At 61.3% G+C, this 26,630-nt stretch carries 23 protein-coding genes; 13 read left to right on the top strand and 10 right to left on the bottom strand.

Going from position 1 to position 26,630, the window contains the following annotated elements:
• Positions 1-30: 30 nt before the first annotated feature.
• From ACMXYH_RS19900 to ACMXYH_RS19890, 3 genes are all read left to right on the top strand, one after another.
• A complete protein-coding gene (locus tag ACMXYH_RS19900; RefSeq protein WP_415764600.1) occupies positions 31-870 on the top strand; it encodes an SDR family NAD(P)-dependent oxidoreductase in 840 nt (279 codons plus the stop codon).
• On the top strand, positions 857-1,795 hold the full coding sequence (locus ACMXYH_RS19895; RefSeq protein ID WP_415764598.1) for an alpha/beta hydrolase: 939 nt from the start codon (positions 857-859) through the stop codon (positions 1,793-1,795). Before ACMXYH_RS19900 ends, ACMXYH_RS19895 begins: the two co-directional genes overlap by 14 nt.
• 256 nt (positions 1,796-2,051) lie before the next feature.
• Positions 2,052-2,510 carry an REP-associated tyrosine transposase gene (locus tag ACMXYH_RS19890; RefSeq protein WP_415764597.1) on the top strand — a complete coding sequence of 153 codons (459 nt, stop codon included), beginning with the start codon at positions 2,052-2,054 and terminating at the stop codon, positions 2,508-2,510.
• A 222-nt stretch (positions 2,511-2,732) separates the two neighbouring features.
• Here the strand turns inward: ACMXYH_RS19890 and surE are convergent, their stop codons facing one another.
• The 4 genes from surE to ACMXYH_RS19870 form a co-directional block, all read right to left on the bottom strand.
• Positions 2,733-3,710 carry a 5'/3'-nucleotidase SurE gene (gene surE, locus ACMXYH_RS19885; protein ID WP_415764596.1) on the bottom strand — a complete coding sequence of 326 codons (978 nt, stop codon included), beginning with the start codon at positions 3,708-3,710 and terminating at the stop codon, positions 2,733-2,735.
• A 77-nt stretch (positions 3,711-3,787) separates the two neighbouring features.
• Positions 3,788-5,167 carry a DUF1329 domain-containing protein gene (locus ACMXYH_RS19880; RefSeq protein WP_415764595.1) on the bottom strand — a complete coding sequence of 460 codons (1,380 nt, stop codon included), beginning with the start codon at positions 5,165-5,167 and terminating at the stop codon, positions 3,788-3,790.
• A 23-nt stretch (positions 5,168-5,190) separates the two neighbouring features.
• On the bottom strand, positions 5,191-6,768 hold the full coding sequence (locus ACMXYH_RS19875) for a DUF1302 domain-containing protein (protein ID WP_415764594.1): 1,578 nt from the start codon (positions 6,766-6,768) through the stop codon (positions 5,191-5,193).
• Between the two features lie 483 nt (positions 6,769-7,251).
• Complete coding sequence (locus tag ACMXYH_RS19870) at positions 7,252-8,277, bottom strand: IS110 family transposase (protein WP_415764593.1); 1,026 nt, start codon at positions 8,275-8,277, stop codon at positions 7,252-7,254.
• A 224-nt stretch (positions 8,278-8,501) separates the two neighbouring features.
• Here ACMXYH_RS19870 and ACMXYH_RS19865 point away from each other — a divergent pair, with 224 nt between their 5' ends.
• Together ACMXYH_RS19865 and ACMXYH_RS19860 are read left to right on the top strand one after the other, a co-directional pair.
• Positions 8,502-10,244 (top strand): FAD-dependent oxidoreductase, encoded by a 1,743-nt coding sequence (locus ACMXYH_RS19865; protein ID WP_415764592.1) that lies wholly within the window; start codon positions 8,502-8,504, stop codon positions 10,242-10,244.
• Positions 10,241-11,119 carry an SDR family NAD(P)-dependent oxidoreductase gene (locus ACMXYH_RS19860; RefSeq protein ID WP_415764591.1) on the top strand — a complete coding sequence of 293 codons (879 nt, stop codon included), beginning with the start codon at positions 10,241-10,243 and terminating at the stop codon, positions 11,117-11,119. Before ACMXYH_RS19865 ends, ACMXYH_RS19860 begins: the two co-directional genes overlap by 4 nt.
• A 168-nt stretch (positions 11,120-11,287) precedes the next feature.
• On the opposite strand, the gene ACMXYH_RS19855 is transcribed toward ACMXYH_RS19860, so the two are convergent.
• From ACMXYH_RS19855 to ACMXYH_RS19830, 6 genes are all read right to left on the bottom strand, one after another.
• The gene (locus ACMXYH_RS19855) at positions 11,288-12,868 is read right to left on the bottom strand and encodes a FadD3 family acyl-CoA ligase (RefSeq protein WP_415764590.1); all 1,581 of its coding nucleotides are present in this window, start codon (positions 12,866-12,868) and stop codon (positions 11,288-11,290) included.
• Between the two features lie 72 nt (positions 12,869-12,940).
• Entirely contained in the window at positions 12,941-13,687 is a 747-nt protein-coding gene (locus ACMXYH_RS19850) for an SDR family NAD(P)-dependent oxidoreductase (protein ID WP_046054830.1), read from the bottom strand.
• Between the two features lie 99 nt (positions 13,688-13,786).
• Positions 13,787-14,869 (bottom strand): 2Fe-2S iron-sulfur cluster-binding protein, encoded by a 1,083-nt coding sequence (locus ACMXYH_RS19845; protein ID WP_415764588.1) that lies wholly within the window; start codon positions 14,867-14,869, stop codon positions 13,787-13,789.
• A 13-nt stretch (positions 14,870-14,882) separates the two neighbouring features.
• Positions 14,883-15,638, bottom strand: a complete 756-nt coding sequence (locus ACMXYH_RS19840) for a glucose 1-dehydrogenase (RefSeq protein ID WP_415764587.1) — start codon at positions 15,636-15,638, stop codon at positions 14,883-14,885.
• A complete protein-coding gene (locus ACMXYH_RS19835) occupies positions 15,626-17,305 on the bottom strand; it encodes an FAD-binding protein (protein ID WP_415764585.1) in 1,680 nt (559 codons plus the stop codon). The genes ACMXYH_RS19840 and ACMXYH_RS19835 overlap by 13 nt, the downstream gene beginning before the upstream one ends.
• A gap of 11 nt (positions 17,306-17,316) precedes the next feature.
• Complete coding sequence (locus ACMXYH_RS19830; protein WP_046049829.1) at positions 17,317-17,832, bottom strand: flavin reductase family protein; 516 nt, start codon at positions 17,830-17,832, stop codon at positions 17,317-17,319.
• Between the two features lie 766 nt (positions 17,833-18,598).
• Here ACMXYH_RS19830 and ACMXYH_RS19825 point away from each other — a divergent pair.
• From ACMXYH_RS19825 to ACMXYH_RS19790, 8 genes are all read left to right on the top strand, one after another.
• Entirely contained in the window at positions 18,599-19,783 is a 1,185-nt protein-coding gene (locus tag ACMXYH_RS19825; RefSeq protein WP_415764584.1) for a flavin-dependent monooxygenase, read from the top strand.
• Between the two features lie 122 nt (positions 19,784-19,905).
• Entirely contained in the window at positions 19,906-21,027 is a 1,122-nt protein-coding gene (locus ACMXYH_RS19820; protein ID WP_140679471.1) for an LLM class flavin-dependent oxidoreductase, read from the top strand.
• Between the two features lie 274 nt (positions 21,028-21,301).
• A complete protein-coding gene (locus tag ACMXYH_RS19815) occupies positions 21,302-22,198 on the top strand; it encodes a VOC family protein (RefSeq protein WP_415764583.1) in 897 nt (298 codons plus the stop codon).
• Positions 22,199-22,209: 11 nt separating this feature from the next.
• Positions 22,210-23,091, top strand: coding sequence for a CoA transferase subunit A (locus ACMXYH_RS19810; protein WP_129443177.1), 882 nt, complete (start codon positions 22,210-22,212; stop codon positions 23,089-23,091).
• Between the two features lie 12 nt (positions 23,092-23,103).
• Positions 23,104-23,892: a CoA-transferase subunit beta gene (locus ACMXYH_RS19805; protein ID WP_415764582.1), complete on the top strand. Its 789-nt coding sequence runs from the start codon at positions 23,104-23,106 to the stop codon at positions 23,890-23,892.
• A gap of 24 nt (positions 23,893-23,916) precedes the next feature.
• A complete protein-coding gene (locus tag ACMXYH_RS19800; protein ID WP_415764581.1) occupies positions 23,917-24,789 on the top strand; it encodes an enoyl-CoA hydratase in 873 nt (290 codons plus the stop codon).
• 2 nt (positions 24,790-24,791) lie between these two features.
• Positions 24,792-25,859 carry an NAD(P)H-dependent flavin oxidoreductase gene (locus tag ACMXYH_RS19795; RefSeq protein WP_415764580.1) on the top strand — a complete coding sequence of 356 codons (1,068 nt, stop codon included), beginning with the start codon at positions 24,792-24,794 and terminating at the stop codon, positions 25,857-25,859.
• Positions 25,860-25,870: 11 nt separating this feature from the next.
• Positions 25,871-26,626, top strand: coding sequence for an enoyl-CoA hydratase family protein (locus ACMXYH_RS19790; protein WP_134418679.1), 756 nt, complete (start codon positions 25,871-25,873; stop codon positions 26,624-26,626).
• The last annotated feature ends 4 nt before the right edge of the window (positions 26,627-26,630 follow it).

Below are 26,630 nucleotides of genomic sequence, written 5' to 3'. Positions count from 1 at the left end.
ACGCCATTGGACCCAGTGCAGGAGTTGGCGATGAGCAATGAACAAGGGCCGGTCGCGGTGATTACCGGGGCCGCCAGTGGTATTGGCCGAGGTTTGGCCGAGCATGCGGCAAGGCTGGGGATGCGCCTGGTGCTGGCCGATCTCGATGGGCCGGGGTTGCAAGCGCTGTGCGATGAACTACAGACGGGCGGTGCGCAGGCGATTGCTTGCGTCACGGATGTTGGCGATCTGGCGCAAGTCGAGCGCTTGCGCGATATCGCCCTCGATCACTTTGGCGGGGTTGATCTGCTGTTCAACAACGCCGGAGTGATGCAGACCGGCTACAGCTGGGAAATCACTGCGCAGCAATGGCAGCGGATGCTCAACGTCAACCTCACCGGTGTGATCAATGGCATTCGCAGTTTCGTGCCGCTGTTTTTGCGCCAGGGGCGGGCGGCCCATGTGATCAACACGGCGTCACTCGCGGGCTTGCTCAGCAGCCCGTTGATGGCGCCTTACAACGTGACCAAGCAGGCAGTGGTCGCACTCTCGGAAACCCTGCACTACGAATTGAGCATGCTCGGTGTGCCGATATCGGTCTCGGTAGTGTGCCCAGGGCCGGTGGCCAGTGAAATCATGGCGTCGAATCAAGTGGTGGACGCGGCCGGTTCGTCATTCAGTCAATTGCTCGATAGCAGCATCCGCCAAGGCATGACGCCGAGCGAGCTGGCGGAGCAGGTGTTCGCCGCCATCGCCGAAAAACGCTTCTGGGTCTTCCCTCACAAAGGTTTCAAACCGGCGCTGGAGCGACGTATGCAAAGCATCCTGGAAGAAACCAATCCGCAGTTTCAAATGACCGATGTAGAGGGAAATGCCGATGCCGCTCGATAACCAGATCGTCGCAGTGCTCCAGCAGTTTCGCGACCTGCCGGAGCCGGATTTCAGCCAGCTCGATGCCAAGCAATATCGGCAGTTTTCCGACAACCTGCTGCCCGCCATCCCCGGCGACCCGATGATCGAAGTGCGTCACCTGCGGGTCGCGGGCGCGGCGGGCGAGCTGGATGCGCGGCTGTACCGGCCACTGGAGCAGGACAACCTGCCGCTGTTGGTGTTCTTCCACGGAGGCGGTTTTGTCATGGGCAACCTCGACACCCATGACAACCTCTGCCGTTCACTCGCCAGTTTGACGGAGGCGGTGGTGGTGTCGGTCGCCTACAGACTGGCGCCGGAAAACAAATTCCCGGCGGCACCACTCGATTGTTATGCGGCCACATGCTGGCTGGTCGAGCATGCGTCTGAACTGGGCGTTGATGGCAACCGGCTCGGCTTGGCCGGGGACAGCGCCGGGGGCAACCTGGCGCTCGCCGTGAGTCGGCTGGCGGCGCAACGTCAGGGGCCGAAAATCAGTCATCAGTGCCTGTTTTACCCGGTCACCGACGCCCGTTGCGACAGTCAGTCTTATGAGGATTTTGCCGAGGGCTATTTCCTCACCGGTGCGATGATGTACTGGTTTTGGCAGCAGTACCTGCGGGATGCCGATCAGGGGGATGATCCCTTGGCCTCGCCGTTGCGCGCCGACCGATTGGCGGACTTGCCGCCGACCACCCTGATCAGCGCCGAGTTTGATCCTTTGCGGGATGAGGGCGAGGCGTTTGCCTTGCGTCTGCGGGAAGCCGGCGTGGCGGTGCGCGTGCAGCGCTGCGAGGGCATGATTCACGGTTTTATCAGCATGGCGCCGTTTGTCGAGCGCGCTGCGCAAGCCTTGTCCGATGCCGCGGCAGACCTGCGCAGGGGGCTATCTGGAGAGAACACATAACCTGTGGGAGTGAGCTTGCTCGCGAAGAGGCCGGCACATTCAACATCTATGTCGCCAGTAACTATGTCATCGCGAGCAAGCTCGCTCCCACAGTAATTTCGGTTGCTCTCGGATGTTGCGTACACCCAATAACCCTGTGGGAGCGAGCTTGCTCGCGATGGCTATCTATCAGACACATTTAGCTCAAAGTCTGCCTCACCCTCTGGCATTTACAGGTCTAGCCTTCTCATGACATCTGCATGAGAGAGGCAAAGGAATGCCTGACTTACCCGCTTCACATCGTCTACGCATTGGCCGCTATCCCGAACCCAACGGGATTTATCTACTGACCACCAACACACTTGGCCGAGAACCCGTTTTCAAGGATTTCGGCTTGGGCAGGTTGGTCGTTGACCAATTTCGAAGTGCCCAGGAACAAGGCTGGGCGAAGTCTTTGGCCTGGGTCGTCATGCCCGATCATTTTCATTGGTTGATCGAATTGCAGCAGTGTTCACTGAGTGAACTGATGCAAAAAACCAAATCATTGAGTACGCGCTCGGTGAACATGTCCTGCGGTCGAAGAGGCAGCCTTTGGCAACAGGGTTATTACGATCGGGCGTTGCGGCGAGATGAGGACTTGGTGAAGCTTGCTCGCTATGTCGTTGCGAACCCGTTGCGGGCAGGGTTAGTAGAGAAGCTGGGCGAGTATCCGCTGTGGGATGCGATCTGGGTTTGAGCAGAAACCGTGTCGCCTCCATCGTCGGAACGCCGCCCGGAGCAAGCTCGCTCCCACAATAGTTCGGGGTGTTCGCAGATTTTGTGTACACCCAGTAACCCTGTGGGAGCGAGCTTGCTCGCGATGGCGGTGTGTCAGAGACATCAATACTGAATGTCAAACCGCAATCGTCGGAACGCCGCCCGGAGCAAGCTCGCTCCCACAAGGGAGGTTCTGCGTGCCTTAAGGTTTTATTCCCCGCAACATTTCCTTCGCCTGATCCTGCACCGCACTGGGTGCACTCATGTTGCCGTCGATCACGGTGATCACCGCATGCCCCTGCCACAACTGATACGCATCGGCCTGTTGCTGGGCGACCGTCGGTGTCGGCGGGGCCACCAGGTTGACGTGAACCACGCCGTCGGTGCCGCGCTGAGAAGTGAAGTTCACCCGATCCCAATTGCCGATCGGGGCAACACTCACGCCTTTGACGTCACTGGCCGCCAGCGCCGGGTAATTGATATTCAACCCGCTGACACCCGGCAAACCGAGCACATTCAATTCGCAGTCGGGGTTGTTTTTTCCACAGGCCTTTTTGGCTTGAGCACCCGCCAGGCTTGCCTGCTCAATAACCTTCACCGCAAACCGGGCGGTGTCATCCATGGCATCGAGGGTTTTGCGGTAGCCGGCCTGTTGGTCGCGGATGATCAGGTCCATGTCGATGGCGGTCGACACCGCCACCGCCGGAATGCCCTTGAACATTGCGCGGATCGCTGCGTTCAAGGTGCCGGACATTTGCGTCAGCGGGCCGACGTTTTCGCCAAAATTACTGCCCGACACCACCAGGTCTGGCGGATTGCCTTTGAGCAGCACGTCCAGGCCAACATTGACTGCATCCACCGGGGTGCCGATGGCGGAAGTCTTGCCCGGGGGCGGGGTGTAGCCCTCGGGTGGTCCGACACAAAATTTGCCTGGCGCCAACTCGGTCACTGCCAACGCCTGCCCGGGCACGACCACGCTGGCCGCGCTGATGCCACTGCTGTCGTTCAACGGACCAACGAGGGTCACCTGATGCCCGGCGGCGGTCAGCGCCCGGTACATCGCATCGATGCCGGGCGCCCGACAACCGTCGTCGTTGGTCAGCAGGATGTTCAGGGCATTGGCCTGCATCGACAGGCTGACGCTGGCCACGGTGATGACGCCAGTGAGCAATTTATTCATGGGAGTTTTCCGTGAAATGAGCGAGTTCAAAAAAGCACAACGCCCTGACCGAGTTATTCGGTCAGGGCGCAGAGGGCTTAGCGAGTGCCGAGTTTGCGCAGGTTGCCGGGGGTGAATTCGTCTTCAGTGAAGGCGGTAGCGTTGAGTTTGGCGGGTTTTTGATCGATCAACATCCGGTCAACCAGATAGGAGCCGGCGATCAGGTCATGGTAGATCCCGAGGCGAGCGTGGTAGCGCTGCAGCTCGTAGGCGTAGATCGAAGTTTGCATGTTGGTGCGCCAGAGCACGCCGCGGCTGTCGTAGTTGTCGGCCAGGGTAGCGGCCCAGGAATCCTCGTCCAGGTACAACACACGCTTGGCGTAAACATGCCGGGCGCCTTCTTTAAGTGTTGCCTGCAAGACCCAGACGCGGTGCTTTTCATAGCGCATGTACTGCGGATCGATGTGGCCGGTGGTGGCCAGGATCTGGTCGGTACTCACGCTCGGGTCGTCGATCTTGTAGTTGTGGTACGGAATGTAGATTTCTTTCTTGCCGACGATGGTCCAGTTGTAGCGATCCGGTGCACCGTTGAACAAACGGTCTTCGTCATACACCCGAAAACCGCCGGCGCCGCTCGGTGAGTCATAGCCTACAGTTGGCGCACGACGTACCCGACGTTGACCCGGGCTGTACTGCCAGGCCTGGCGAGGTGAGGCGGTCGGGTTGATGAACTCGTGACCGACGACAATCTCGCCTTTCTTGCGCACCGGCTCCAGGGTGGTGATCAGGAAGTTGGTGAGAATGCCGTTGGCGCTCTCCAAGGTTTTATCCGGGCTGGACCAGATCGAGAAGATCTTGTAATTGACCTCTTCCAGTACCCGTTCCTTGTTGGAATAGACCACCGCCTGCCCGTAGTTGGCCTCTTCGGTATTGGCGCGTCCGGCCAGCGTATGGTTGAACATCAACTCGCTACCGTTCTTGGGAATCGGGAACGGCGAGGCGCCCCAGGCGTTTTGCGTGTCGTTGTTGTCGTTGGCCAGTTCGGCGCTGACCGCGTTTTTCTTGACGAGGTCTTCCAAGCGCTGATCGAAACGGAAGTCGCGATGGCTCGGATACACCGGAATGTTGAAGGTCGAGGGGTAGCGTTTTAGCAACGCTTTTTGGCCATCGGTGAGGTTGTCGGCGTACTTGTCCATGTTCTGCGCGTTGATCACGAACAACGGTTTTTCTGCCGAGTACGGGTCCGGGTACGGCGTACCGGGGCCGGCATACTTGAGTTGCGGCGGCAGGCCGCGCCATTTTCCGGTCCAGGCCGGGATGCTGCCGTCGGCGTTGCCCGCTTTCTCGGCACCCATCGGGGTCAGGTCCTGACCCAGGCGTGCAGCTTCTTCATTGCTGATTTTGGCCTGAACCAGGCCACTGCCGAGCAGGCTGACGGCCAACGCCGTGCCCAACAATGTGTGGGTAAATCTAGACATGCTGTGCTCCTCCATCAGGGGATTCAGAACCGGTATTTGAAGTTGAGGGCGACGTTGTCGCGGTCGGCCAACGGGGCGTTGTTGGCGTTGCCCAGGTAGGCGTTGTAACGGGCTTCAACGGTGAAGTTGCCCAGATAGCGCCACGAGCTGCCGATGCTCGCGCGGTCGTCGCCCTGGCCTGAGTTGATCGAGCCCACCAGTGCGCTGTCATGCTGGGCGGCGGTGCTGTAGGTGACGGGCACCGACATGTCCCAGCCGCTGAACACGTTGTTGTAATCGAAGTTCGCCTGAACCGTGTAACCGAAGGCGTCGCGGTCGTAGACCAGACTGTCGGTGCCCGGCTGCGAGAATCCAGGGGCGAATGTCACCGGTTCCGACTTGTCGTTGCTGAGCACGGTGTTGTAGACCAGCTCACCGATCAGGGTGGTGTTGTCGGCCCATGATGTCGGGCCGAGCACGTAGATCATCGACGTCTGCGCCTGCATGGTTTTGCCGCGCACCGGGCTTGAGAAACCGTTATCGACCATCACTGGCTGACCGTCGCGGTAGCTGACTTCACCGGCCCAGCTCACGCTGCCCAGCACCGTGGCGAAACTCGCGCCGTACAGGTCGATGTTGTCGAAGTAGCGCACCCGGTAGTGCCCCAGGTCGGTCTGGAAATCCAGTGACGGGGTCTTGTCGTGGTAGCGCGAGTAGTAGAGGCCGAACTCGGTGTTGTTCAGCGACTCTGCCGCATAGGTCAGGGCCACACCGTATTGGCCGCTGTCGCTCGGCTTGTCGTCACCCAGGCGTGTCAGGAAACCGCTGGCATCGTTGAAGCCGCCCTCGTCGATGAAGTCGGTGGTGGAAAAGTAGCTACCCACGCCGAACAGCTCGGTCTTTTCCCATTTGTATTGGTAGTAGGCCTGCAGATCGAGGCTGTCGGTCAGGCTGAACTGGGTAAACAGTTGGCCGACGGGCAGCAAGATCTCCTTGACCTCAACCCCGGGAGTGGTCGACTTGGTCGCATCCACCGGGCTCTGGGCGGCGGAAATGCCGGGGTAGAACAGGCTTTCACCCCAGCTCACCACCTGATTGCCGAGCCGCGCGTTGAAGTTGTGGCCACCGATGTCCCAGGTGCCATACGCGTAGTAATCGAGCATGCGCAGTTCATTGCGGTGTTGATCGATGGTGTCCTGGGAGAACCGGTCGGGACGGTTGCAATGACCACCGGCGAAGCAGTTCGAGGTGCCCGTGTCGTTGTCGTTGCCCTGATCGTAAACGTTGTCGTAGAACCCCGTCCCACGCAGGAACACCCCGTAATCCTCACGCCATTTGATGTTGGCCTCGGTGAGAAAACCGCTGCGGTTGTTGATCAGGCTGCCTTTGTCGAACGCGTTGTCGCCATCGTTGCCGTTGGCATTGGCCGTCAGCTTGTGATCGCGGGACTCGGCCCGCCAGGCCAGGCTGTACGTCAGCGTGGTGTCCCAGTCGACGCTCAAATCCTCGTTCGGCTGGAAATTCATGGCGCTGGCTTGACTGCCCAGTCCACCAGCCAGCAAGAGCATGGCCAGCTGTACGCGAGGGTGCAGCGATTGTGGGGCGATTATTGTTTTTATCATGTCGTCCTCATGCCCAGGTCAGACCTGCCCGACCTGCATTTCAGGGGGGTGATTGGTGCTGTGGGCGACTATGGAGTCAGCTTTCGAGCGCAACATCGTCCAAGCGGACTAAGCGATTTGCACAGGGCCGGCAACGCCGGATCCTTGTAGGAGCTGTCGAGTGCAACGAGGCTGCGATCTTTTGATCTGGCCTTTTAAGAGATCGCAGCCTCGTTGCACTCGACAGCTCCTACATCTATGGTTACCCCCTTTTCTGCAATACTGTTTTTGATGCGTGTTTGGCTTGCTTTCATCTATCCGGCGTCTGAGTGGGGGTTGTGGTCCCCGCGCCTCGATGAGAATCGATGCCCGACGATCCTAATTAGTGGAACGGCCTTTCAGCCGTGTAGGAGCTCAGGGTTGTCGTCAGGCCGGTTGGCCGTTCACGTCATCTGTTATCCAGCATCGCAAAACCAGGTGGGTGGTGCTCGGGTGACAGCAGGGTCAGGCGTTCATCTTGGCTGGCCCTGCATCGAATTCAGTGTGGTGTGCTGCGATTGCCCAGGCGATCCTCGCCAGCTTGTTGGCCAGCGCACAGACCACGAGATTGGAGTGATGGTGGGACGCTAATAACTGGCGGACCCAGTCCGCCAAAGCGCCTTTCTGTCGCTCCAGCTGGATCAGGTAGACACGGGCGCACTGGATGAGCAGGCGCCTCTGGTTTCGATCACCGCGCTTGCTGATGCCCAACAGGACGGTCTTGTCGCCCGTGGAATGCTGTTTGGGCACCAGCCCGATGGAGGCTGAATAGCCTCGGCCGCATTTGAATTGTTTGCCATCGCCCAACTCGGCAGCCAGGACGGTGGAGGTGATCGGGCCTAAGCACGGTATTGTCATCAAGCGCGATGCCAGATCATCTTCAGCGGCCTGGCATTGCACTCGCTTATCCAGTGTCTTGATCCGCTCAGTCAGGTAGTTGAAGTGCTCATGCAGCATCGTCAGATTTAGTTTGATGGCCTCAGAGAATGAACTCGTCTCAAGCAGCCCCGGCAGTTCATTGATCGACTTGAAGCCGGGGGCCAGGCTGACGCCAACCTCCAGAAGGGCGGCGTGAATCCGATTGACGGTTGCGGTGCGGTCTTTGATGAACGCATCGCGGGTGGAGTTGAGCATGGCCAGCGCCTGTTGGGCCTGGGTTTTGGGCGGCACAAAGCGCATGGTGGGGCGAGTCGCCGCCTCGCAGATCGCCTCGGCATCGGCGAAGTCGTTCTTGTTGCTTTTCACGTAAGGACGCACGAGATGAGGGGCGATGAGCTTGGGCGTATGGCCCAGCTTGGCGACCTGTTGTGCCATGAAGTGGGCGCCGCCACAGGCTTCCATCACGACGGTGCAGGGTTCGAGATTCGCCAGATGTTGGATGAGCGTCATTCGAGTGAATTTTTTGCGGTAGAGCTCATTCCCGCGCTCATCTTGTGCATGCAGATGGAAGGTACGTTTTCCTAAGTCGATGGCGGCAATAGCTACTTTCATGGCAACGGTCTCCGATGAGCCCCCTGTGAAAGCTTAGTGGGCGATCACGGGCGGCGGCGGGGGTAGCCATTTCATTAGGGGATCAGGGGGCTGCAGTCTGCGCTTAGTCCCATCGGACGATGACCGTTCAGGGCACGCGGCGAACAATCCCGAGACCGACTGCACCGGGCGAAGATCTGGCGGCGGCGGTTTCTGCCTGATGGGCGCTGAGCAAAGGTGATCGCATGAAAGCTGCCGGGATCAAATGGGATGAGTGCTGCGATGTACTGGTGATTGGCTCCGGAGCGGGGGGAATGACTGCGGCGCTGCGTGCCCACGATCTGGGGCTCAATGCGCTATTGATCGAGAAGAGCGCCGAATACGGCGGCACCTCGGCGGTGTCCGGTGGCGGCATCTGGATACCTGACAACCATCGGATCAAAGCCCTGGGCGGCAGTGATTCAGCGGAAGAAGCGATTGCCTATATCCGTGCGGTGACCCATGGCGAGATCGATGACGGACGTATCGAAGCCTATGTCGAACACGGTCGCGAGATGGTCGAATACCTTGAGCAACAGACCCGCGTGCGTTTCGAGGCGCAGCCTCGCTATGCCGATTACTACCCGGAAGTCGAAGGCGGAAAACCGGGCTACCGCTCCATGGACCCGCAACCGTTTGACGCCGCCGAACTGGGTGAGGAGTTTCTGCGCATGCGTGCGCCATCCCCCGGAACACTGATGATGGGACGCATGGCGATGACCATGAAAGAGGCGCAGGTTCTGCTGTGTCGTGGCCCTGGCTGGTTGCGACTGACGCTGCGGGTGATGTGGCGTTACTGGCGTGACCGCGAGGGCCGACGGTTGTCACGCCGCGACCGTTTCCTGACCCTTGGCAATGCATTGATCGGCGCCTTGCGCTGTTCGTTGCAGGATCGCGGCAAGTCCCTTTGGCTGAACTGTGCACTGGAAGAACTGCTGCTCGTTGGTGATCGGGTTGGCGGCGCTCGCGTCTGTCGCGACGGGCAATTACTCAACGTCAAGGCACGCTACGGCGTGATCATCGCGGCCGGTGGTTTCGAGCGTAATCAGGCGATGCGTACGCAGTATCTGCCACAGCCGACCCAGGCCACCTGGAGTGCCACACCGCCGCACAATACCGGTGACGGCATTCGCGCCGGTCAGGCAATCGGTGCTCGCACTGCGCTGATGGACCATAGCTGGTGGGCGCCGACCACTCATGTCCAGGGTGAGGAAAAACAGCGCGCGCTGTTCGTCGAACGGACCTTGCCTGGCTGCGTGCTGGTCAACTCTGCCGGCGAACGCTTCGTCAACGAAGCCGCGCCCTATACCGATATCGTTTACGCGATGTACGCCAACAATCGCGAAGGCGCGGTGAGTGTGCCGTGCTGGATGGTGTTCGACGCCGAATTCCGCCGCAAGTACCCCTGCGGCGCGTTACTACCAGGCTACGCCCAGCCCGATTGGCAGCTGCCCGAGCATCTGCGCGAGTACTTTTACAAGGCTGCGAGTTTGCAGGCGCTGGCAGAAAAAATCGGCGTCGACGGTGCCGGGCTGGTCCGTACGGTGCAGCGTTTCAACGGCATGGCCGTGCAGGGTGTCGACGCTGATTTCCATAAAGGTGAATCGCTGTTCGATCGCTACTACGGTGATCCGAATGTGCAGCCCAATCCTTGCCTGGCGCCGTTGCTCAAAGGTCCGTTCTACGCCGTGCGCATTGATGCCGGGGATATCGGCACCAAGGGTGGTTTGCTGACCGATGTTAACGCCCGCGTGTTGCATGAGGACGGGCAACCCATCAACGGTTTGTATGCCATCGGCAACAGCGCCGCTTCGATGATGGGGCGCACGTACCCGGGCGCCGGCTCGACCATTGGCCCGGCAATGACCTTCGGTTACGTGGCGGCCAATCACATCAAGTGTCAGAGCGAGACCAGCTCGGCCAAAAGCCTGTTCAGGAGCATCGAATGAATCAGCCACTTAAACAAGTCGCGGTGGTGACCGGCGCCAGTCGCGGGGTCGGTCAGGGCGTCGCCCTGGCCCTTGGCGCTGCGGGCATGACGGTGTTCGTCACCGGACGTGCGCCGGAGCACGGTGGATCGAATTTGTATGGGCATGCATTGCGCGGCTCACTCAAGGACACGGCTGCCGCGATTACTGCGGCGGGTGGGCGGGGTATCGCGGTGGTCTGCGATCATGCCGATGATGCGCAGGTCCAGGCACTGTTCGCCCGGGTTGAAAGCGAATGCGGGCAACTGGATTTGCTGGTGAACAATGCTGCGTTCATTCATGACCAGTTGATTGAACCGGGACCTTTCTGGGAGAAACCGCTGGACCTGGTACGGATCCTCGACGTTGGTCTGCGTTCGGCCTATATCGCCAGTTATCACGCCGCGCCGTTGTTGCTGCGCAGCGGTCGAGGGCTGATTTGTTTCACCTCGTCATTCGGTGCCGGGTGCTACATGCATGGCCCTGCGTATGGCGCGCAAAAAGTGGGTTGCGACAAGTTGGCGGCCGACATGGCCATCGACTTCGAGGGGCGAGGCGTGGCGGCGTTATCGCTATGGCTCGGCCCGCAACTGACCGAACGCACCCGGATAGCCGGCGAGCAACATGGCGAGCAATACAAGGCCTTTCTGGCAGATGCCGAAACCCCGCAATTCAATGGCCGGGTGATTCACGCTCTGCTCAATGACCCGCAGTTGATGACGTTCTCCGGGCAGACATTAATCACCGCCGAAATCGCCGCCGGTTACGGCATCAGCGAAGCCGGCGGCCGCCAGCCACCTTCCCACCGCGCCATGCTCGGCGACCCGCGCCAGCAGCATCCGGCACGGGTGATCTGACGATCTCAAATACTGCTTTATCCCCGTAGCAGCTGGCGCAGCCTGCGTTCGGCTGCGCAGCAGTCGTAAAATCAGCTACCACGGTTGGACAGGTTAACCGCATGAGCTGGATTGACGACTGCTGCGCAGCCGAACGCAGGCTGCGCCAGCTGCTACAGGTTTGGGGATTTATTCGGCATCCATCTCAGCCCACTCACGCAACACATTCTTGGTCACTTTGCCCGCTGCGTTGAGCGGCATGCTCTCAAGCACCCGCACCCGGCGCGGGACTTTGTAGTTGGCCATCTGCTCACGGCACCAGGCGAGGAATCGGGCTTGCTCGATCTCGATGCCTGGAGCCGGCAGCAGGAACGCCATTGCCACTTCACCAAGACGTTCATCGGGGATGCCGATCACCGCGACCTGGGCCACGCCGGGGTAGGTCAGCAAACAGTGTTCGATCTCCGCCGGGTACACATTGAAACCTCCAGTGATGAACATGTCTTTGAGGCGGTCGGTGATGCGCAGGTAACCCTGTTCGTCGAGCACGCCGATGTCCCCGGTGTGCAACCAGCCGTCGGCATCGAGGACTTCCCGGCTGGCCTGCGGATCATTGAAATAACCCTGCATCAGGTTGTAGCCGCGCACCTGAACCTCGCCGGGAACGTTGGCCGGCTGGCTGCGGCCGGTGTTGCCAACGCAGCGAATTTCCACACCGGGCATGGCCCGGCCGCTAGTGTTGGCGACCAATTCCGGCGAATCACCAGGACGGCAGATCGTCGCAAAACCGCAGACTTCGGTAAGACCGTAGGCGGTGACGATGGTGGCAAACCCCAGTTCGTCGCGCATACGCCGGATCATCTCCACCGGAATCGCCGCGGCACCGGTCACCGCTACCCGCAATGACGTCAGGTCAAATTCGCTGCGTTGCGGATGGGCAAGCAATGACTGATAGAGCGTCGGCGGGCCGGGCAGCACGGTGATCCGTTCGCGCTCGACGCATTCAAGCACCGCCTGCACATCGAACACCTGCTGCGGCACGATGGTGCAGCCGCGCATCAGCGCCGCCAGCCAACCGGCCTTGTAACCGAAGGAATGGAAGAACGGATTGACGATCAGGTAGCGATCGCCCTCACGCAAACCCACCACCTCGCTCCAGTCGCGCACCACCCGCAGGTTTTGTCCATGGTTGGTCATCACGCCTTTGGGCTTGCCGGTGGTGCCTGAGGTGAACAGCAGGTCGGACAGCGCTTGTGGGCCAAAGCTTTGTTCGCGGGTTCGTAGGGACAATTGCGAAACGTCTGCGCCCAGGTCGAGGAAGTCATCCCAGTTCAGGGTGCCCGAACCACCGTCGCGCAAGGTGACGATCTGCCGTAGCGCCGGCAGTGCTTCAGACGCCAGCATGCGCGGGTAATCGGCACCCAGAAATTCACCGATGGCAAACAGCACGCAGGCACCGCTTTCGCGAAGGATGTAACCAGCCTCGCTGCCCTTCATGCGGGTGTTGAGTGGCACCAGTGCTGCGCCGACACTTTGTAGCGCACCGGCGGCCACGATCCACTCCCACATATTAGGCGCCCAGATCGCCACCCGATCTCCGGCTTGGACGTTCAGTGCCAGTAGCGCGCGGGCGGCTTGGCGGCGCAGCTGGTCGAGTTCTCGGTAGCTGATCGAGCGCCCGTCATCCTCGATGGCCGGGCGGTCGCCGTAGGCCTGGGCAGCGTTGGCGAACAGTTGAGCGATGGTCAGTGCGGTTGCGACAGGCGGCATGTGGCCTCCCCGGTTAGAAGACAGTGGCGAAAAAGGGAGTGGGCCGGGCAGGGCGCCCGGCCGGATAGCGAATTACTGGGCGGGCGGGGCGAAGCGGCGACCGGCGGAGAAACCACCGTCCACTGCGATCATCTGGCCGCTGACAAAGGACGCTTCGTCTGACGCCAGGAACAGCGCGACGTTGGCCACTTCTTCCGGTTGCCCGGAGCGATTGAGCATGTGCTGCGAGGCAAAGAAGGCGTGGAAGGCTTCCTGCTCGCGGACCATGCTGGTCATCGGCGTTTCGATCAGGCCGGGGCACAAGCCGTTGACGCGGATATTGGCGTAGCCGTAATCAATGGCCATCGAGCGGGTCAGCTGGTTGATGCCGCCCTTGGAGACGTTATAAGCAACGTTGCCGTCGCAGCCTTGCAGGCCGAAGATCGAGCCGACATTGATGATCGAACCGCTGCGTTGGGACACCATCGATTCCAGCGCGTATTTGCTGGTGAGCATGCTGCCCGTCAGGTTGATGTCCATCACCCGTTGCCAGTTGGCGGTGGTGGTCTGGGTCACGCTGCCCTGATCGGCAACGCCGGCTGCGTTGACCAGCACGTCGATGCGCCCGAAGTGGCCGATGACTTCTTGCATGACCTGCTGGACCTGCGCTTCATCGCGCACATCGAGGGTCATGAACAGGCCAGGGAAATCCGCCGGTGCGGTGCCGATGTCCAGCCCCACCACTTGCGCGCCTTCAGCGGCGAAGCGGCGCACACAGGCCAGACCGATCCCTGAAGCGCCGCCGGTAACCACCGCGACCTTGTTCTGCAAACGAGCCATAACTGCACCTCTTTTATTGTTGTGGGCTAATGCTGTGGCCGAGTCTAACCGCAGACCCGGCCAAGGTGATCGTCCGTTGAGACTATGGCTGACGGACGTTCAATCCGGGAATTTCAACCGTACCCGGGCGCCGGTTGGACGGCTCTGGCAGGCCAGCGTCCAGCCTTCGGCCAACTCTTTGGGACTGAGCACATCGTTGCGTGCCAACTGAATCTCACCTTCCTGGACGACGCACATGCAGGCCCCGCAAAAACCTTCTTCGCAAGAAGAAGGCACGTCCAGGCCTGCCGCTTTGCAGCTTTGCAGCAGGGTGTCGCCGGGGCTGCAGGCGATTTTGTGTTGCTGACCATCGAGTTCGACGATCAGCGCTTCGCACTGCGAGCCGAGTGCCGCGGCCCGGGCCAGCGCCTCTTCGGCCAACAGTTCGTCAGGGTCCGGAGGCGAGACAAAGCGCTCGACATGGATGCGTTCGGCGGCTTCGCCCAGTCCCAACAGCGTGCGCTCCACGGTGTCCATGAACGGCCCCGGTCCGCAGATAAAGTAGTCACCGCCAGCCGAACCGCGCAGCAGATGACGCACCTGGGCGTCGGTCAGGAAACCCTGAACCGAGTCGAGGACGTGCACCAGGTGCAGTTGATCAGGATGCGCCTTGATCAACTGACATAACTCATCCTTGAAAATCACCGAGGCTTCTTCACGGTTGGCGTAGATCAACTTGATCGGCCGCTGGCTGCTGTGCAGCACTGATTTCAGGATCGAAAACACCGGGGTAATGCCCGATCCTCCGCCGAACAGCACCAGCGGTCTATCAACCGATTGCTCCTCGTCCAGACAGAAATGCCCGGCTGGCGGCAACACCTCCAGCCAGTCGCCGACCTGGACCTCGTTCATCCAGTTCGACACCCGACCGCCCTCGACCCGTTTGACCGTGACCTTGGGCCGCGCATCCGACAGCGGCGAGCTGGCCATGGAGTAACAGCGGGTCAACAGCTTGCCGGCGCAGGGCACGCGAAAGGTCAGGAACTGGCCCGGTTTGTAACGAAAGCGCTCACGCAAGGTTGGCGGTATATCCAGCACCAGCGAGCGCGCATCAAAGGTCTCGTCGATCACCGCGCACACTTGCAATGAGTAGCTTCCCGTCGCTGGTTCGGCCGGTGTCAGGTTCTGCTGTTGCGTGCCCATGTTCACCTCGGCCTCAGAGCCCGCTGATCAATTGGGCGTTGTCGACGCGGATCTCGGCGCCGTTGACGAAACGTGACTCGTCAGTGGCGAGGAACAGCACCACATTGGCGATGTCCCGGGGCGCGCACATACGATTCATCGGGTCTTGGTCGAGGGATTCCTGAGGGATCGGCTGGCCGCCGGTCAAGGCCTGGGTCATCGGCGTGTTGACGCCATCCGGGTGCACGCTGTTGCAGCGAATGCGGTAGCCCTGTTGCTTGCAGTGCAAGGCAATCGAGCGAGTCATTGCCGCCACCGCGCCTTTGGACGCCGAGTAGGCACAGAACATCGGCATCGCACCCAGCGCCGCCACCGACGACATATTGATAATCGAGCCGCCGCCGGTTTCCTTCATGGCCTGGATCGCGTATTTGCAGCCGAGAAAGTAACCGTCGCCATTGATTTTCTGCACCTTCTGCCACAGTTCAAGCGTGGTGTCTTCGATGCTGCCCAAGGCCAGAATCGCAGCGTTGTTCACCAGTACGTCGAGGCGCCCGAAGTGTTCCAGGGTGGTTTTGATCACGTGTTGCCAATCGCTTTCGCTGGCAATGTCGTGGCGAATGAACAGCGCATTGCTGCCGATTTCTGCGGCGACCTGACGGCCGGCTTCTTCGTTGAGATCGGTCAGCACGACTTTGGCGCCTTCGCAGGCCAGCAGCAGAGCGTCTTCGCGACCGATGCCGCTGGCGGCGCCGGTGATGATGCAGACTTTGCCTTCTACACGTTGCATTGTTGTTCTCCTGAGCATGTGGTTTGAAGTGCGACTTGATCGGCCAGATGGGCAGCGGCCCGGCGACCGGAATAGATGCAATCGGCCAGCGACAGGCCGGAGACATAAAGGTTGGAAGCGATCCCGACTGCATTGCGGCCGGCGCTGTACAGACCACGGATCGGCTGACCTGCGTGGTCCAGCACCTGACCGCTGTGCTCGCAGACTTTCAGCCCGCCAAGGGTGATGACAGGGCAGGGAAACAGGCGGCTGGCGAATGACAGATCGAGGGCGTACCACGGCCCCTGGTCCATGTCGGCGAGCATGGCTTGCGATTTGCCGAACGTATCAACGACTTCGCCCCGCGCGGCGCGGCTGTAGGTTTCCTCGCTCTGTCGCAGGACCTCGATGGGCAAACCGCAACGCTTGGCCAGCTTCGTCAAGCTGTTGCTGCGCCGGGCGTTAAACAGCAAATTGAGCAGCACCGGCAGGCGCTGGAATTGCCAGACCTTGCCCGGCCCGACCTGACGCAATGCCTCGCGCACCAGCGCCCGGTTGAGAATCAGAATCGCGCGACCGTCCTGCTCTTCGACCATCGCGTGGCCGAGGGTCGCACCGTAGATTTCTTCGTTGGCGTAACGCTGACCCCGAGCATTGACGATCAGCCCTCGGGCCCAGGCCAGTGGTGGATTGATAAAACGCCAGGCGCTGACCTTGTCCATCCGCGCCACGCTGCCACCGGCACTCTGGCCCAGGGCGATTCCGCTGCCGTTACAGCCTGTGGTCCCCAGCGGCAAACCGGCCAGATACTGCGGCGCATGCTGGCGGACCCACCCGCGATTGAAGATAAAACCGCCGCTGCTCAGCAACACACCCTGTTCGGCGCGAATCAGCTGGCGTTCGGCACTGGTTTGTTCGATGCGTCGCAAGCGAGCGCGCAAACGGTCGGCCAATGCCGGGGCGTACATGTGGATGGCGCTGGCCCAACGTGAAAGCCGGGCATGTTGACGGGCTGCGCGACTACCGGGCGGCAGGTGCCAGGCTTCGACCCCCAACACGTGATCGCTGGTGTCAAGCACCAACCGCCGCACTTCGCACTGGCTGCGCAGGCGCGCACCGTGACGCAAGGCGCTGGCCTTGAGCGGGGCGAACAGGCTGGCGCCGGACATGCCGGGGCCTTTGGTGCGGTGACCGCGAGGTGCCGGTTTGGCAATGGCGGCATAGGCCGGTACGGCTTCGTTGCCGGAGTAATAAAGGTAGTACTGGTCGCTCGGGTACGAAGTTTTATGCGGCGGTACGCTGGATTCGAACGCGACACCCTGACGCTCAAGCCACGCCAGTTGTTCGGCACTGCCTTCGCAGAAACTACGCAGCGTCTGACTGCTGACGGCTTCGCCGACTTCCTGGCGCAGGTAGTTGAACATCGCTTCGCTGCTGTCTTCATAGCCAGCCTGGCGCTGATACGGCGTGCCGCCACCGGCATACACCACTCCGCCACTGAGCGCGGTGGCGCCGCCACCTTCAAAGCGGTCCAGCGCCAGCACCGTCAATCCGCGACTGGCGGCTTCGATGGCGGCACAGGCGCCGGCGCCGCCGAAACCGACCACCAGCAAGTCGCAGCGATCATCCCAGTTCAGCTGGTCGGCGCTGCTCACTCGCAACGCCGTCAACCCGTTCAGGCTGTCCATTTTTTCAGGCCTCAGCCAGCGACAGCGAAGGAGGGGACGGGTTTGGCGGTGGTGGTGTAGGTGCCGTCGAGGTAGACCAGCGGGGTGATCGCTTCGCTGGTGTGGATTTGCAGGATGCGCCCGATGAATACGGTATGGGTGCCGTAGCTGAAGTGGCCGTCTTGCCGGCAGAGGATTGCCGATTGGGCGTCTCCCAGATAGGGAATGCCGCCGGCACTGGTCAGCCAGTTGCCACGGTCGAATCGTGCTTCGCCTTTGATCGCGCCGCTGCACAGGTGGGCGAGGTCTTGTTGTTCGACGCCGAGGATGTTGACGCAGAAGTCTGCGCCGGTCGCCAGTGCGGCATGAGGGGAGGCGGTTTTGTTGATGCAGATAAGTAGCGAGGGTGGTTCGGTACTGAGGGAGTCGACGGCCGTGGCGGCCATGGCGAAGCGCTCGGAGCCGTTACTGGTGCTGATTATGGTGACTGACTTGGCCAGGCGGCGCATGGCCTGGAGCATGTCGGCTTTCAAATTGATGTCGTTCATCGCACTAGCCCTTTCGTTGTGCATGGAGTGCGATGGATTCTTGCTCTGACGCCCCGCCGTAACATCGTCCGAGGGGACTAGGCCTTGGCGGCCTTCGGGCCGACCAGGCTCTTGTTGATCGAGTACATATCCATTTCTTCGGTTGTGGCGGCTGACGGTTTCGCCCTTACGGCAACTCCCTTTGGCAAACGCCCCAAAGGAAGCAAAGGTCTCGCCCCGAGCGTCCGGCCCCTCGCTTAGGCTCGGCGTTCCTTCGCTCCGGTGTCCATCTGGGGGCATCGCCTCCGGTTGGCTTCGCTTCAACCTCCTCTCGATGTGTTCGACTTCGTCGAACGGCGCTTCGCGCCTGCCCCCCAGATGAACACCTCCACTCAGCCTCCCGAAGGGGCGGGTGGATCAAGATCAAGAGCTGCAGGCGAGCTAACGCTCGGCCTGTTGAGTGGTGAGAAGCGAAAGGCGAAAGGCGACACCGATCCCCTGTGGGAGCGAGCTTGGTCCGGGCGGCGTTCCGACGATGACGGCTTATCTGCCGACCAATCTCTTACGGCTGTACGCAGTCCCCTGTAGGAGCTGCCGCAGGCTGCGATCTTTTGATCTTCGCTTTCATCCTTCGCTTTTCTTCAAACGCCACATGGTCCGTTTGAGGGATGCCCATCGCCCCACGCATTGCTTGAATGCCGCTGTGGAGGCGAGCACCACCGGTGCTGCATCCGCCCCGCTGCACGCGCGCCCCGGCGGATGGGGTGAACAGAGGAGAACAATAAAAATGCTCAACCAAGACCTGATTCGCCAGCGTCTGAGCCAACGTGCCCGCGAGCTGGTGCCGATCTTGCGTGAACGCGCCCTGAACGCCGCGCAAGCCGGCCAGCTGCCTGAAGAAACGCTGAAGGATTTCCACGACGCCGGGTTCTTTCGCATCCTTCAGCCATCGCGCTGGGAAGGCTATGAACTCGAACCCAAGGACTTCTTCGAGGTGCAGATGACCCTCGCCGAAGGCTGCATGTCCTCGGCCTGGGTGCTGGGGGTGGTGGCGATCCATAACTGGCAACTGGCGCTGTTCGATGACCGTGCGGCACAGGATGTCTGGGGCGCCGACTCCAGTGTGTTGATCTCTTCTTCCTATATGCCGGTGGGCAAGGTCGAGCGGGTCGAGGGTGGTTTCAAACTGAGCGGGCGCTGGGGGTTTTCTTCCGGCAGCAAGCACTGCGACTGGGTGTTCCTGGGGGCGTTGGTGCCACCGGAGGAGGCGGGCGGGGCGCCGGATTACCGGACTTTCCTGGTGCCGCGTAGCGACTACCAGATTCTCGATAACTGGAATGTCATGGGCCTGGAAGCCACCGGCTCCCACGACATCCTGGTGGAGAACGCCTTCGTTCCGGAGTACCGCACTCATCGCGCGTTCGACGGTTTCATGCAGGACAGTCCGGGTAACGCAGTGAACACCGCGCCGCTGTTCCGCCTGCCATTCGGGCAGATTTTTGTGCGGGCGGTGTCGTCCTCGGCCATTGGTGCCCTGCAGGGCGCAGTGGATCAGTTTGTCGAGCACAATCGCGCGCGGGTCGGGGTCAACGACGGTCGCAAAATGGTCCAGGACCCGGCCGCGCAGTCCGCGCTGGCCAACGCCATGGTCTGCGTTGACGAGTGCAAAACCGTCCTGCTGCGCAACTTCGCTCTGATGTTGCAACGGGCACAAGGCGCGGAGCCATTGAGCATGCCCGAGCGGGTGAAGATGCGTTACGACTCGGCGCTGGTGGCCGACAAGTGCGCCAAAGCGGTTGCCGACCTGATGTTCAACAGCGGCGCCTCGACCATCTTCCGCAGCCACACGATCAACCGGGCATTCCGCGACATTCACACCGGCCGCGCGCACGTCGCGAATAACCCGGCCAAGTACGCCTGGAATCTCGGCGGGGTCAGCATGGGCCAGGACAGCAACGACTTTTTTCTCTGACTTTTCCCTTTGAGTCAGCTAGTCCGTTTGCGTGATTCGAGCGCCCCGCCGATGCCCGAGCATGGGGGCAAGGCACAGGTCTCTGGCGCCGACTGCGCATCCAATAAACACAAGGATCAACCATGAAATTTTCACTGATTTACGAAGCCCAGACGGTGGACTCCAGCCGCGAAGGCGACCGCCGGATTTTCGAAGACACCGTCGAGCAGGCCGTGTTGGCCGACAAACTCGGCTTCGATACCTTCTGGTGCGTGGAGCACACGGCGCTGAGCAACTACTCGCACATGTCCGCGCCGGAAACCATGCTGGCCTTCGTCGCCGGCAAAACCGAACGCATCGGCATCGGCCACGGCGTAGTCTGCCTGCCACCGGCGATGAACCACCCGGTGAAAGTCGCGGAACGCATAGCGACCCTCGACCTGTTGTCCAAGGGCCGGGTGCATTTTGGCGTCGGCAAGGGTGGCACCCAGCAGGAGGCCGGCACCTTCGGCTACGACCTGGCCACGTTGCAGCCGCAGATCGACGAAATGATGTACCTGATCCCGAAAATGTTCGTGCAGGACGAAATCGAACACAACGGCGACTTCGTACAGATCCCCAAGCGGCCGATCCATCCCAAGCCTTATCAAGACCCGCACCCGCCGATGTACCTGGCCTGCACCAACACCGAGTCGCTGAAAAACGCCGGCGGACGCGGCATGGGCGCCCTGGTGCTGGGCTTCGGTGGCCCGGAAGAAATCGCCAAGAAAGTCGAGGTCTACCATGAAGCCTGGGACAACCGCGATGAGAAGAAACAGGTGGGCTTCCGTCCCAACCGGCACATCGCAGCCCTGTGCCCGGCGATCGTGTTGGAAAACAACGAAGAGGCGCGCCGCATTGGCATTCGTGGCCAGCGTTACTTCATGGAGTCGTTGGGCTACTGGTACGGCGGTGGCGAGCGCCCGGACCCGGAGAAGTGGAAGGACGACACCTTCGTCGATGGCAACGGCCAGAGCGTGATCAAGTCGCGCTTCGCCTCGGAAGAAGTCAGCGTCGATTTCTCCGACCCGACCATGGCGATGATGAACCCCAACCACGCCTACGGCACCGTCGAGGATTGCATCGGTTACGTGCAGCGCCTGATCGATGCCGGTGCCGACGAAATCCTGTTCATCTGCCAGATGGGCACCGTGCCGCAATGGGCGCAACTGGAAACCCTGCGCAACATTGGTGAAAAAGTAATCCCGCACTTCCGTAAGGCTTAAAACCCGCCACTCAAGCATCTGAACACCCCATCACCCCTGTGGGAGCGGGCTTGCTCGCGAAGGCGGTCTTACATTCAACATCAATGTTGACTGATATGGCCTCTTCGCGAGCAAGCCCGCTCCCACATGTTTTTATGCCTCCACCAATCATTTCCGCTAGTCCCATTGGACGATGTTGCCCCCGCGCAAACCCGCTTGAATAGCCCTGCATAAAGTCTCCCCCGGCAGCCGCCGAGTGCGGCGGGGCCTTAGAAAAAGAACGAGGAGTGCATCCATGGATATCCGTGGTCTGGGTTACGTCACCCTGTTATCCAGCGACTTGGCGCAATGGCGCCAGTACGCAAGCCAGGTGCTGGGCATGATGGTGGCCGGCAGCGATGACGATGAGCGGCTGTACCTGAAAATGGACGAGCGCCATTACCGCATTCTGGTGGAGAAAAGCGCTGAGAACGGCTTCGGTGCGTGCGGCTGGGAAGTGTCTGGCAAAGCGGCACTCGAACACGCCGTCAGCGTTCTGGAACAAGCCGATGTGCAAGTTACCCGCGGCACCGTGGCCCAGGCCGAGGTTCGCAAGGTCCAGGAGCTGGTGCACTTCAGCGACCCGGATGGCAATCGCCACGAGCTGTTCTGGGGGCCTTTGCAAGACTTCGCACGCTTCGTCTCGCCAGTTGGGGTCAAGGGTTTCGTCACCAACGAATTAGGCATGGGCCACGTGGTACTGCCGGCGCCGAGCTTTGAGCGTTGCCGGGATTTCTACGAGCAAGTACTCGGTTTCGGGCTGTCCGACCTGATGAAAGTCCGCTTCACTCCGGACCCGGCCGAGCCGCAAAAGCGCATCCACTTCCTGCACTGCAATAACGGTCGGCATCACTCGCTGGCGATCTTCGAGTGCCCGATGCCCCACGGCTGCGTGCACATGATGGTCGAGGTCAACGCGCTGGACGAAGTCGGTCGCGCCCTTGATCGCGTGCACGCCAACGGCGTGAAGCTGTCGGCCACCCTGGGCCAGCACACCAACGATCAGATGATCTCGTTCTACATCAAGACGCCGTCCGGGTTTGATCTGGAGTACGGCTGCGATGGCCTGGTGGTGGATTGGGATCGCCACACACCTTTTGAAAGCACCGAGGTCAGCCACTGGGGCCACGACTTCAGTGTCGGTCGCCAATGAGGAAGATGACGATGGACAAGCGAATGACCACGGCCGAGATGGTCGGCCAACTGCGTGACGGCATGACCATCGGCATCGGTGGCTGGGGGCCGCGGCGCAAACCCATGGCGTTGGTGCGGGAGATTTTGCGCTCCGACCTCAAGGACCTCACCGTGGTCGCCTACGGCGGTGCCGATGTCGGCATGCTCTGCGCGGCCGGCAAGATCAGGAAACTGGTGTTCGCCTTCGTTTCCCTGGATTTCATTCCACTGGAGCCGTACTTCCGCAAGGCACGCCAAGAGGCGGCGCTGGAGGTGATGGAAATCGACGAAGGCATGCTCCTGCTCGGTTTGCGGGCCGCAGCGATGAATGTGCCGTTTATTCCGACGGCAGTTGGTCTGGGCACCGACGTGCTGCGCCACAACCGGCAGATCAAGCTGATTGCCTCGCCCTATGCCGATGGCAAGGACTGGGTCGCGATGCCGGCGCTCAAACTCGATGCGGCGCTGATCCACGTCGACCGTGCCGATGCGCGCGGTGTCTGCCAGATCAGCGGCCCCGATCACTACATGGACGACCTGTTCGTACGTGCCGCGACTCACAGCTACGTGACCTGCGACGAACTGGTGGACAGCGAACATTTCCACGCCGATGCCGGGCATGCGAATCAGGTGTTCTGGGAACGCAACCTGACCACCGCCGTGGCCCACGTGCCGGGCGGTGCGCATCCGTCTTCCTGCGCGCCGCTGTACGGTTTCGACGTGGCGCACTTCAAGGCTTACAACGCTTCGGTCCAAGCCGTCGATGGCTGGCAGGACTATGTCCGCGACTACGTCGACTGCACTCACGAACAGTACCTGGACAAGGTCGGCGGCCTGGCTGCGATCCGCCAACTGCCGTTGCCGATTTTTTAAGGGAGCCTTGCGATGAGCACTACCACTTACAGCCTCGCCGAATTGATGATCTGCGCCGCTTCCGAAGCCTGGCGCGACGATGGTGAGGTCCTGGCCAGCGGCATCGGTGTGATCCCGCGCCTCGCCGCGTCACTGGCCATGCTCAGCAGCAATCCGCAGTTGCTGATGACCGACTCCGAAGCCTACATGGTCGCCGAACCGGTGCCGTTGGGCGCGCGCAACGGCTATCAACCCAAGCGCGACAGCTGGATGGGTTTCTCGCGGATTTTCGACAACGTGTGGGGCGGCAAGCGCCATGCGCTGGTCGGCCCGACCCAGATTGACCGCTTCGGCCAGGCGAACATTTCGTGCATTGGCGATTACGCCAAACCCAAGGCGCAAATGCTTGGCGTACGCGGTTTCCCCGGCAACTCGATCAGCCACGCCAACTCCTTTTGCGTACCCAGCCACAACCGTCGGGTGTTCGTCGAAGGCGAGGTCGATATGGTCGCCTCGGTCGGCTACAACCCGGCGCGTCTGGCGCGCGGCCGGTCGCTGGACGACATCGATATCCGCCTGATCATCACTGACCTCTGCGTGCTGGATTTCCTGGGCCCGCTCCGGCAAATGCGCATTCGCTCGCTGCACCCCGGCGTGACGGTGGCCGAGGTTCAGGACAACACCGGGTTTGCCCTGCATGTGCCGCAAGACTGCCCGACCACGGCTGCCCCGACCGTCGAGCAATTGCAGCTGATCCAGCGCCTGGACCCGCACAACCTGCGTGCCAGCCAGCTCAAAGACAATCCGCCAGGCCAACGCTGAGCGCCCCCGTTTCGGAGAAAAGTGATGGCTGAACATAACGACAAGAACGAGGCCGACGTGGTGCTTTACGAGGTGCGCGGCGCGGTGGCCCTGGTCACCATGAATCGCCCCGAGTACCACAACGCGCAGAACTCGCAGATGACCTACGCGCTGGACGCGGCGTTTCGCCGGGCCTGCGATAACGATGAGGTGAAAGTCATCGTGCTGCGTGGCGCCGGCAAGCATTTCTCCGCCGGGCATGACATCGGCACACCGGGTCGCGACGTCGATCAGACCTTCGACCGTGCCAGCCTGTGGTACGACCATGTGAACAAACCGGGCGGCGAGTTTCTCTACGCCCGAGAGCAGGAAGTCTATCTGGGCATGTGCCGCCGCTGGCGCGAAATGCCCAAGCCAACCATCGCCATGGTCCAGGGAGCGTGCATCGCGGGTGGGCTGATGCTGGCCTGGGTCTGCGACCTGATCGTCGCCAGTGAGGATTCTTACTTCGCCGATCCGGTGGTGCGGATGGGCATTCCCGGGGTCGAGTACTTCGCCCATGTGCATGAGCTGAACTCGCGAATCGCCAAGGAGTTTCTGTTCCTCGGCGAGCGCATGCCGGCGGCGCGCGCCTATCAAATGGGCATGCTCAACCGGGTAGTGGCACGCGAAGAGCTGGAACAGCAAACCCTCGACATCGCCGGACGCATCGCGCAGATGCCGCGCCTCGGTCTGCAATTGAGCAAGCAGGCAGTCAACAACGCCGAAGACCTGATGGGCAAGCGCGCGACCATGGACATGGTCTTCGGCCTGCACCACTTCGCCCACGCCCACAATGAACTGGTGTCGGGTGACCGACTCGGCGGATATGACGCCAAGGCCATGGCCCGTTCGCAACGCACCTCGGGCGGGGCGTGAGCATGGCGATCTCTTTGAATACCCGCCTAACCGAATTACTTGGCTGTCGCTATCCGATCATCCAGACCGCGATGGGCTGGGTCGCCGACCCGAAACTGGTGGCGGCCACGGGCAATGCCGGCGGCTTCGGCTTTCTCGCCGGGGCGACCATTGAGCCTCAGCGGATGGAGGCAGCGATCCTCGAAACCCGGCGTCTGACCGATCAGCCTTTCGGCGTCAATTTTCATATGTACCAGGCCAACGCCGCAGAGATCGTCGAGCTGGTGCTGCGCCACAACGTCAGGGCGGTCAGCTACAGCCGCTCGCCCGGCAAGCAAATGATCAGCCGTCTGAAGGATGCCGGCGTGGTGTGCATCCCCACCGTTGGAGCGCTCAAGCACGCGCAGAAAGCCGTGGAAATGGGCGCCGATGCGGTCACCGTACAGGGCGGCGAGGGCGGTGGGCATACGGGCTCGGTGCCGACTTCGCTACTGCTCGATCAAGTCGTCAACGCAGTCTCGGTGCCCGTGGTGGCCGCCGGTGGTTTCAAGGATGGTAAAGGTCTGGTCTCGGCCCTGGCCTACGGCGCCGAAGGCATTGCCATGGGCACGCGCTTTCTGATGTGCGCCGACAGCCCGGTGCCGCAGGCGACCCTGTCGCGTTACCTCGCGGTCAAGGACCCGGCGGCGATCATCATCAGTCGCGCCATCGACGGTATGCCGCAACGGATGATTCGCAACGAATTGCTCAACCAGCTTGAAGCCAGTGGTGGTCTCAAACGCTTGTTGTTGGCCTTCCAGAGTGGCCTGGCGTACCGCCGCCACAGTGGCATGAGCCTGACGCAACTGCTCGGCAGTGTTTTGAACATGCGCGGCAGCGGTGAGCTGACGGCCGCCCAAAGCATCATGGCCGCCAACGCGCCGATGGTGATTCAGAAAGCCATGGTCGATGGGTTACCCGCCGAAGGTGTACTGCCCGCCGGCCAGATCGCCGCGTCTATCGACAGCTTGCCCAGCTGCGCCCAATTGATTGAACAGATCGTCCGTGACGCCGAAGCGCGTCTGGGCGAGCTGTGCCGCCGTGTGTCGTGAAGGGGAAAGGCATGAAACCATTTAGCGTCAGTATCGATAACGGCATTGCCGAACTGGTGTTCAACCAGCCACCGGTCAACGCCTTCAATTGTCAGGGCTGGGCCGATATCGCCAGCGAGATCGAAGGCCTCGGTCGAGACGCCAACGTGCGGGTGATCGTGATTCGCGCCGAAGGTCGCGGCTTCTGCGCCGGGGTCGACATCAAGGAACTGGCCGCCGATGGCAACCTGATCGTGGCGGTGAACAAAGGCAACTACGACAGTTTCAAGGCCATTCACCGCAATCCGAAACCGGTCATCGTCGCCGTACACGGCTTCGTCCTCGGCGGCGGCATCGGCATCTGCGGCGCGGCCGACATTCTGGTGGCCTCCGAGTGCGCCAGTTTCGGCGTGCCCGAGGTCGATCGCGGTGCCATGGGCGGCGGCGCGCATTTGCAGCGGTTGTTCCCGGTGCAGAAGGTCCGTCACATGTACTTTACCGGCGCGATGATCGATGCCGCCGAGGCTTGGCGCCTGGGTGCGGTAGAGCGTGTGGTCAAGCGCGAGGACTTGCGTGAGGCCGCGCTGCAGATCGCCCGCACCATCGCCGCCAAGAGCCCGGCCATGATCAGCCTCGCCAAAGAAGCGCTGAGCGGTATCGAAGACGGCAATCTGGAAGACAAATATCGCTGGGAGCAGGGCTTCACGCTCGAGGCCTATCGCTCACTGGACTCACAGGAAGCACGCGACTCGTTCGTCGAGAAGCGTGATGCCCACTTCAACGGCTGAAGGC

The sequence above is a fragment of the Pseudomonas frigoris genome, from assembly GCF_047758635.1.
Taxonomy (GTDB): domain Bacteria; phylum Pseudomonadota; class Gammaproteobacteria; order Pseudomonadales; family Pseudomonadaceae; genus Aquipseudomonas; species Aquipseudomonas frigoris.
The sequence above is the reverse complement of the archived record's forward strand: the minus strand, read 5'-3'. Positions and strand labels throughout refer to the sequence as shown.

Bases quoted from the DNA above. Each gene is read 5' to 3' on its own strand.
- ACMXYH_RS19865 (WP_415764592.1), top strand. From the start codon at position 8,502: ATGAAAGCTGCCGGGATCAAATGGGATGAGTGCTGCGATGTACTGGTG.
- ACMXYH_RS19875 (WP_415764594.1), bottom strand. From the start codon at position 6,768: ATGATAAAAACAATAATCGCCCCACAATCGCTGCACCCTCGCGTACAG.
- ACMXYH_RS19860 (WP_415764591.1), top strand. From the start codon at position 10,241: ATGAATCAGCCACTTAAACAAGTCGCGGTGGTGACCGGCGCCAGTCGC.
- ACMXYH_RS19815 (WP_415764583.1), top strand. From the start codon at position 21,302: ATGGATATCCGTGGTCTGGGTTACGTCACCCTGTTATCCAGCGACTTG.
- ACMXYH_RS19845 (WP_415764588.1), bottom strand. From the start codon at position 14,869: ATGGGCACGCAACAGCAGAACCTGACACCGGCCGAACCAGCGACGGGA.
- ACMXYH_RS19830 (WP_046049829.1), bottom strand. From the start codon at position 17,832: ATGAACGACATCAATTTGAAAGCCGACATGCTCCAGGCCATGCGCCGC.
- ACMXYH_RS19825 (WP_415764584.1), top strand. From the start codon at position 18,599: ATGCTCAACCAAGACCTGATTCGCCAGCGTCTGAGCCAACGTGCCCGC.
- ACMXYH_RS19850 (WP_046054830.1), bottom strand. From the start codon at position 13,687: ATGGCTCGTTTGCAGAACAAGGTCGCGGTGGTTACCGGCGGCGCTTCA.
- ACMXYH_RS19880 (WP_415764595.1), bottom strand. From the start codon at position 5,167: ATGTCTAGATTTACCCACACATTGTTGGGCACGGCGTTGGCCGTCAGC.
- ACMXYH_RS19890 (WP_415764597.1), top strand. From the start codon at position 2,052: ATGCCTGACTTACCCGCTTCACATCGTCTACGCATTGGCCGCTATCCC.
- ACMXYH_RS19900 (WP_415764600.1), top strand. From the start codon at position 31: ATGAGCAATGAACAAGGGCCGGTCGCGGTGATTACCGGGGCCGCCAGT.
- ACMXYH_RS19805 (WP_415764582.1), top strand. From the start codon at position 23,104: ATGAGCACTACCACTTACAGCCTCGCCGAATTGATGATCTGCGCCGCT.
- ACMXYH_RS19795 (WP_415764580.1), top strand. From the start codon at position 24,792: ATGGCGATCTCTTTGAATACCCGCCTAACCGAATTACTTGGCTGTCGC.
- ACMXYH_RS19790 (WP_134418679.1), top strand. From the start codon at position 25,871: ATGAAACCATTTAGCGTCAGTATCGATAACGGCATTGCCGAACTGGTG.
- surE (WP_415764596.1), bottom strand. From the start codon at position 3,710: ATGAATAAATTGCTCACTGGCGTCATCACCGTGGCCAGCGTCAGCCTG.
- ACMXYH_RS19855 (WP_415764590.1), bottom strand. From the start codon at position 12,868: ATGCCGCCTGTCGCAACCGCACTGACCATCGCTCAACTGTTCGCCAAC.
- ACMXYH_RS19870 (WP_415764593.1), bottom strand. From the start codon at position 8,277: ATGAAAGTAGCTATTGCCGCCATCGACTTAGGAAAACGTACCTTCCAT.
- ACMXYH_RS19820 (WP_140679471.1), top strand. From the start codon at position 19,906: ATGAAATTTTCACTGATTTACGAAGCCCAGACGGTGGACTCCAGCCGC.
- ACMXYH_RS19835 (WP_415764585.1), bottom strand. From the start codon at position 17,305: ATGGACAGCCTGAACGGGTTGACGGCGTTGCGAGTGAGCAGCGCCGAC.
- ACMXYH_RS19800 (WP_415764581.1), top strand. From the start codon at position 23,917: ATGGCTGAACATAACGACAAGAACGAGGCCGACGTGGTGCTTTACGAG.
- ACMXYH_RS19895 (WP_415764598.1), top strand. From the start codon at position 857: ATGCCGCTCGATAACCAGATCGTCGCAGTGCTCCAGCAGTTTCGCGAC.
- ACMXYH_RS19810 (WP_129443177.1), top strand. From the start codon at position 22,210: ATGGACAAGCGAATGACCACGGCCGAGATGGTCGGCCAACTGCGTGAC.
- ACMXYH_RS19840 (WP_415764587.1), bottom strand. From the start codon at position 15,638: ATGCAACGTGTAGAAGGCAAAGTCTGCATCATCACCGGCGCCGCCAGC.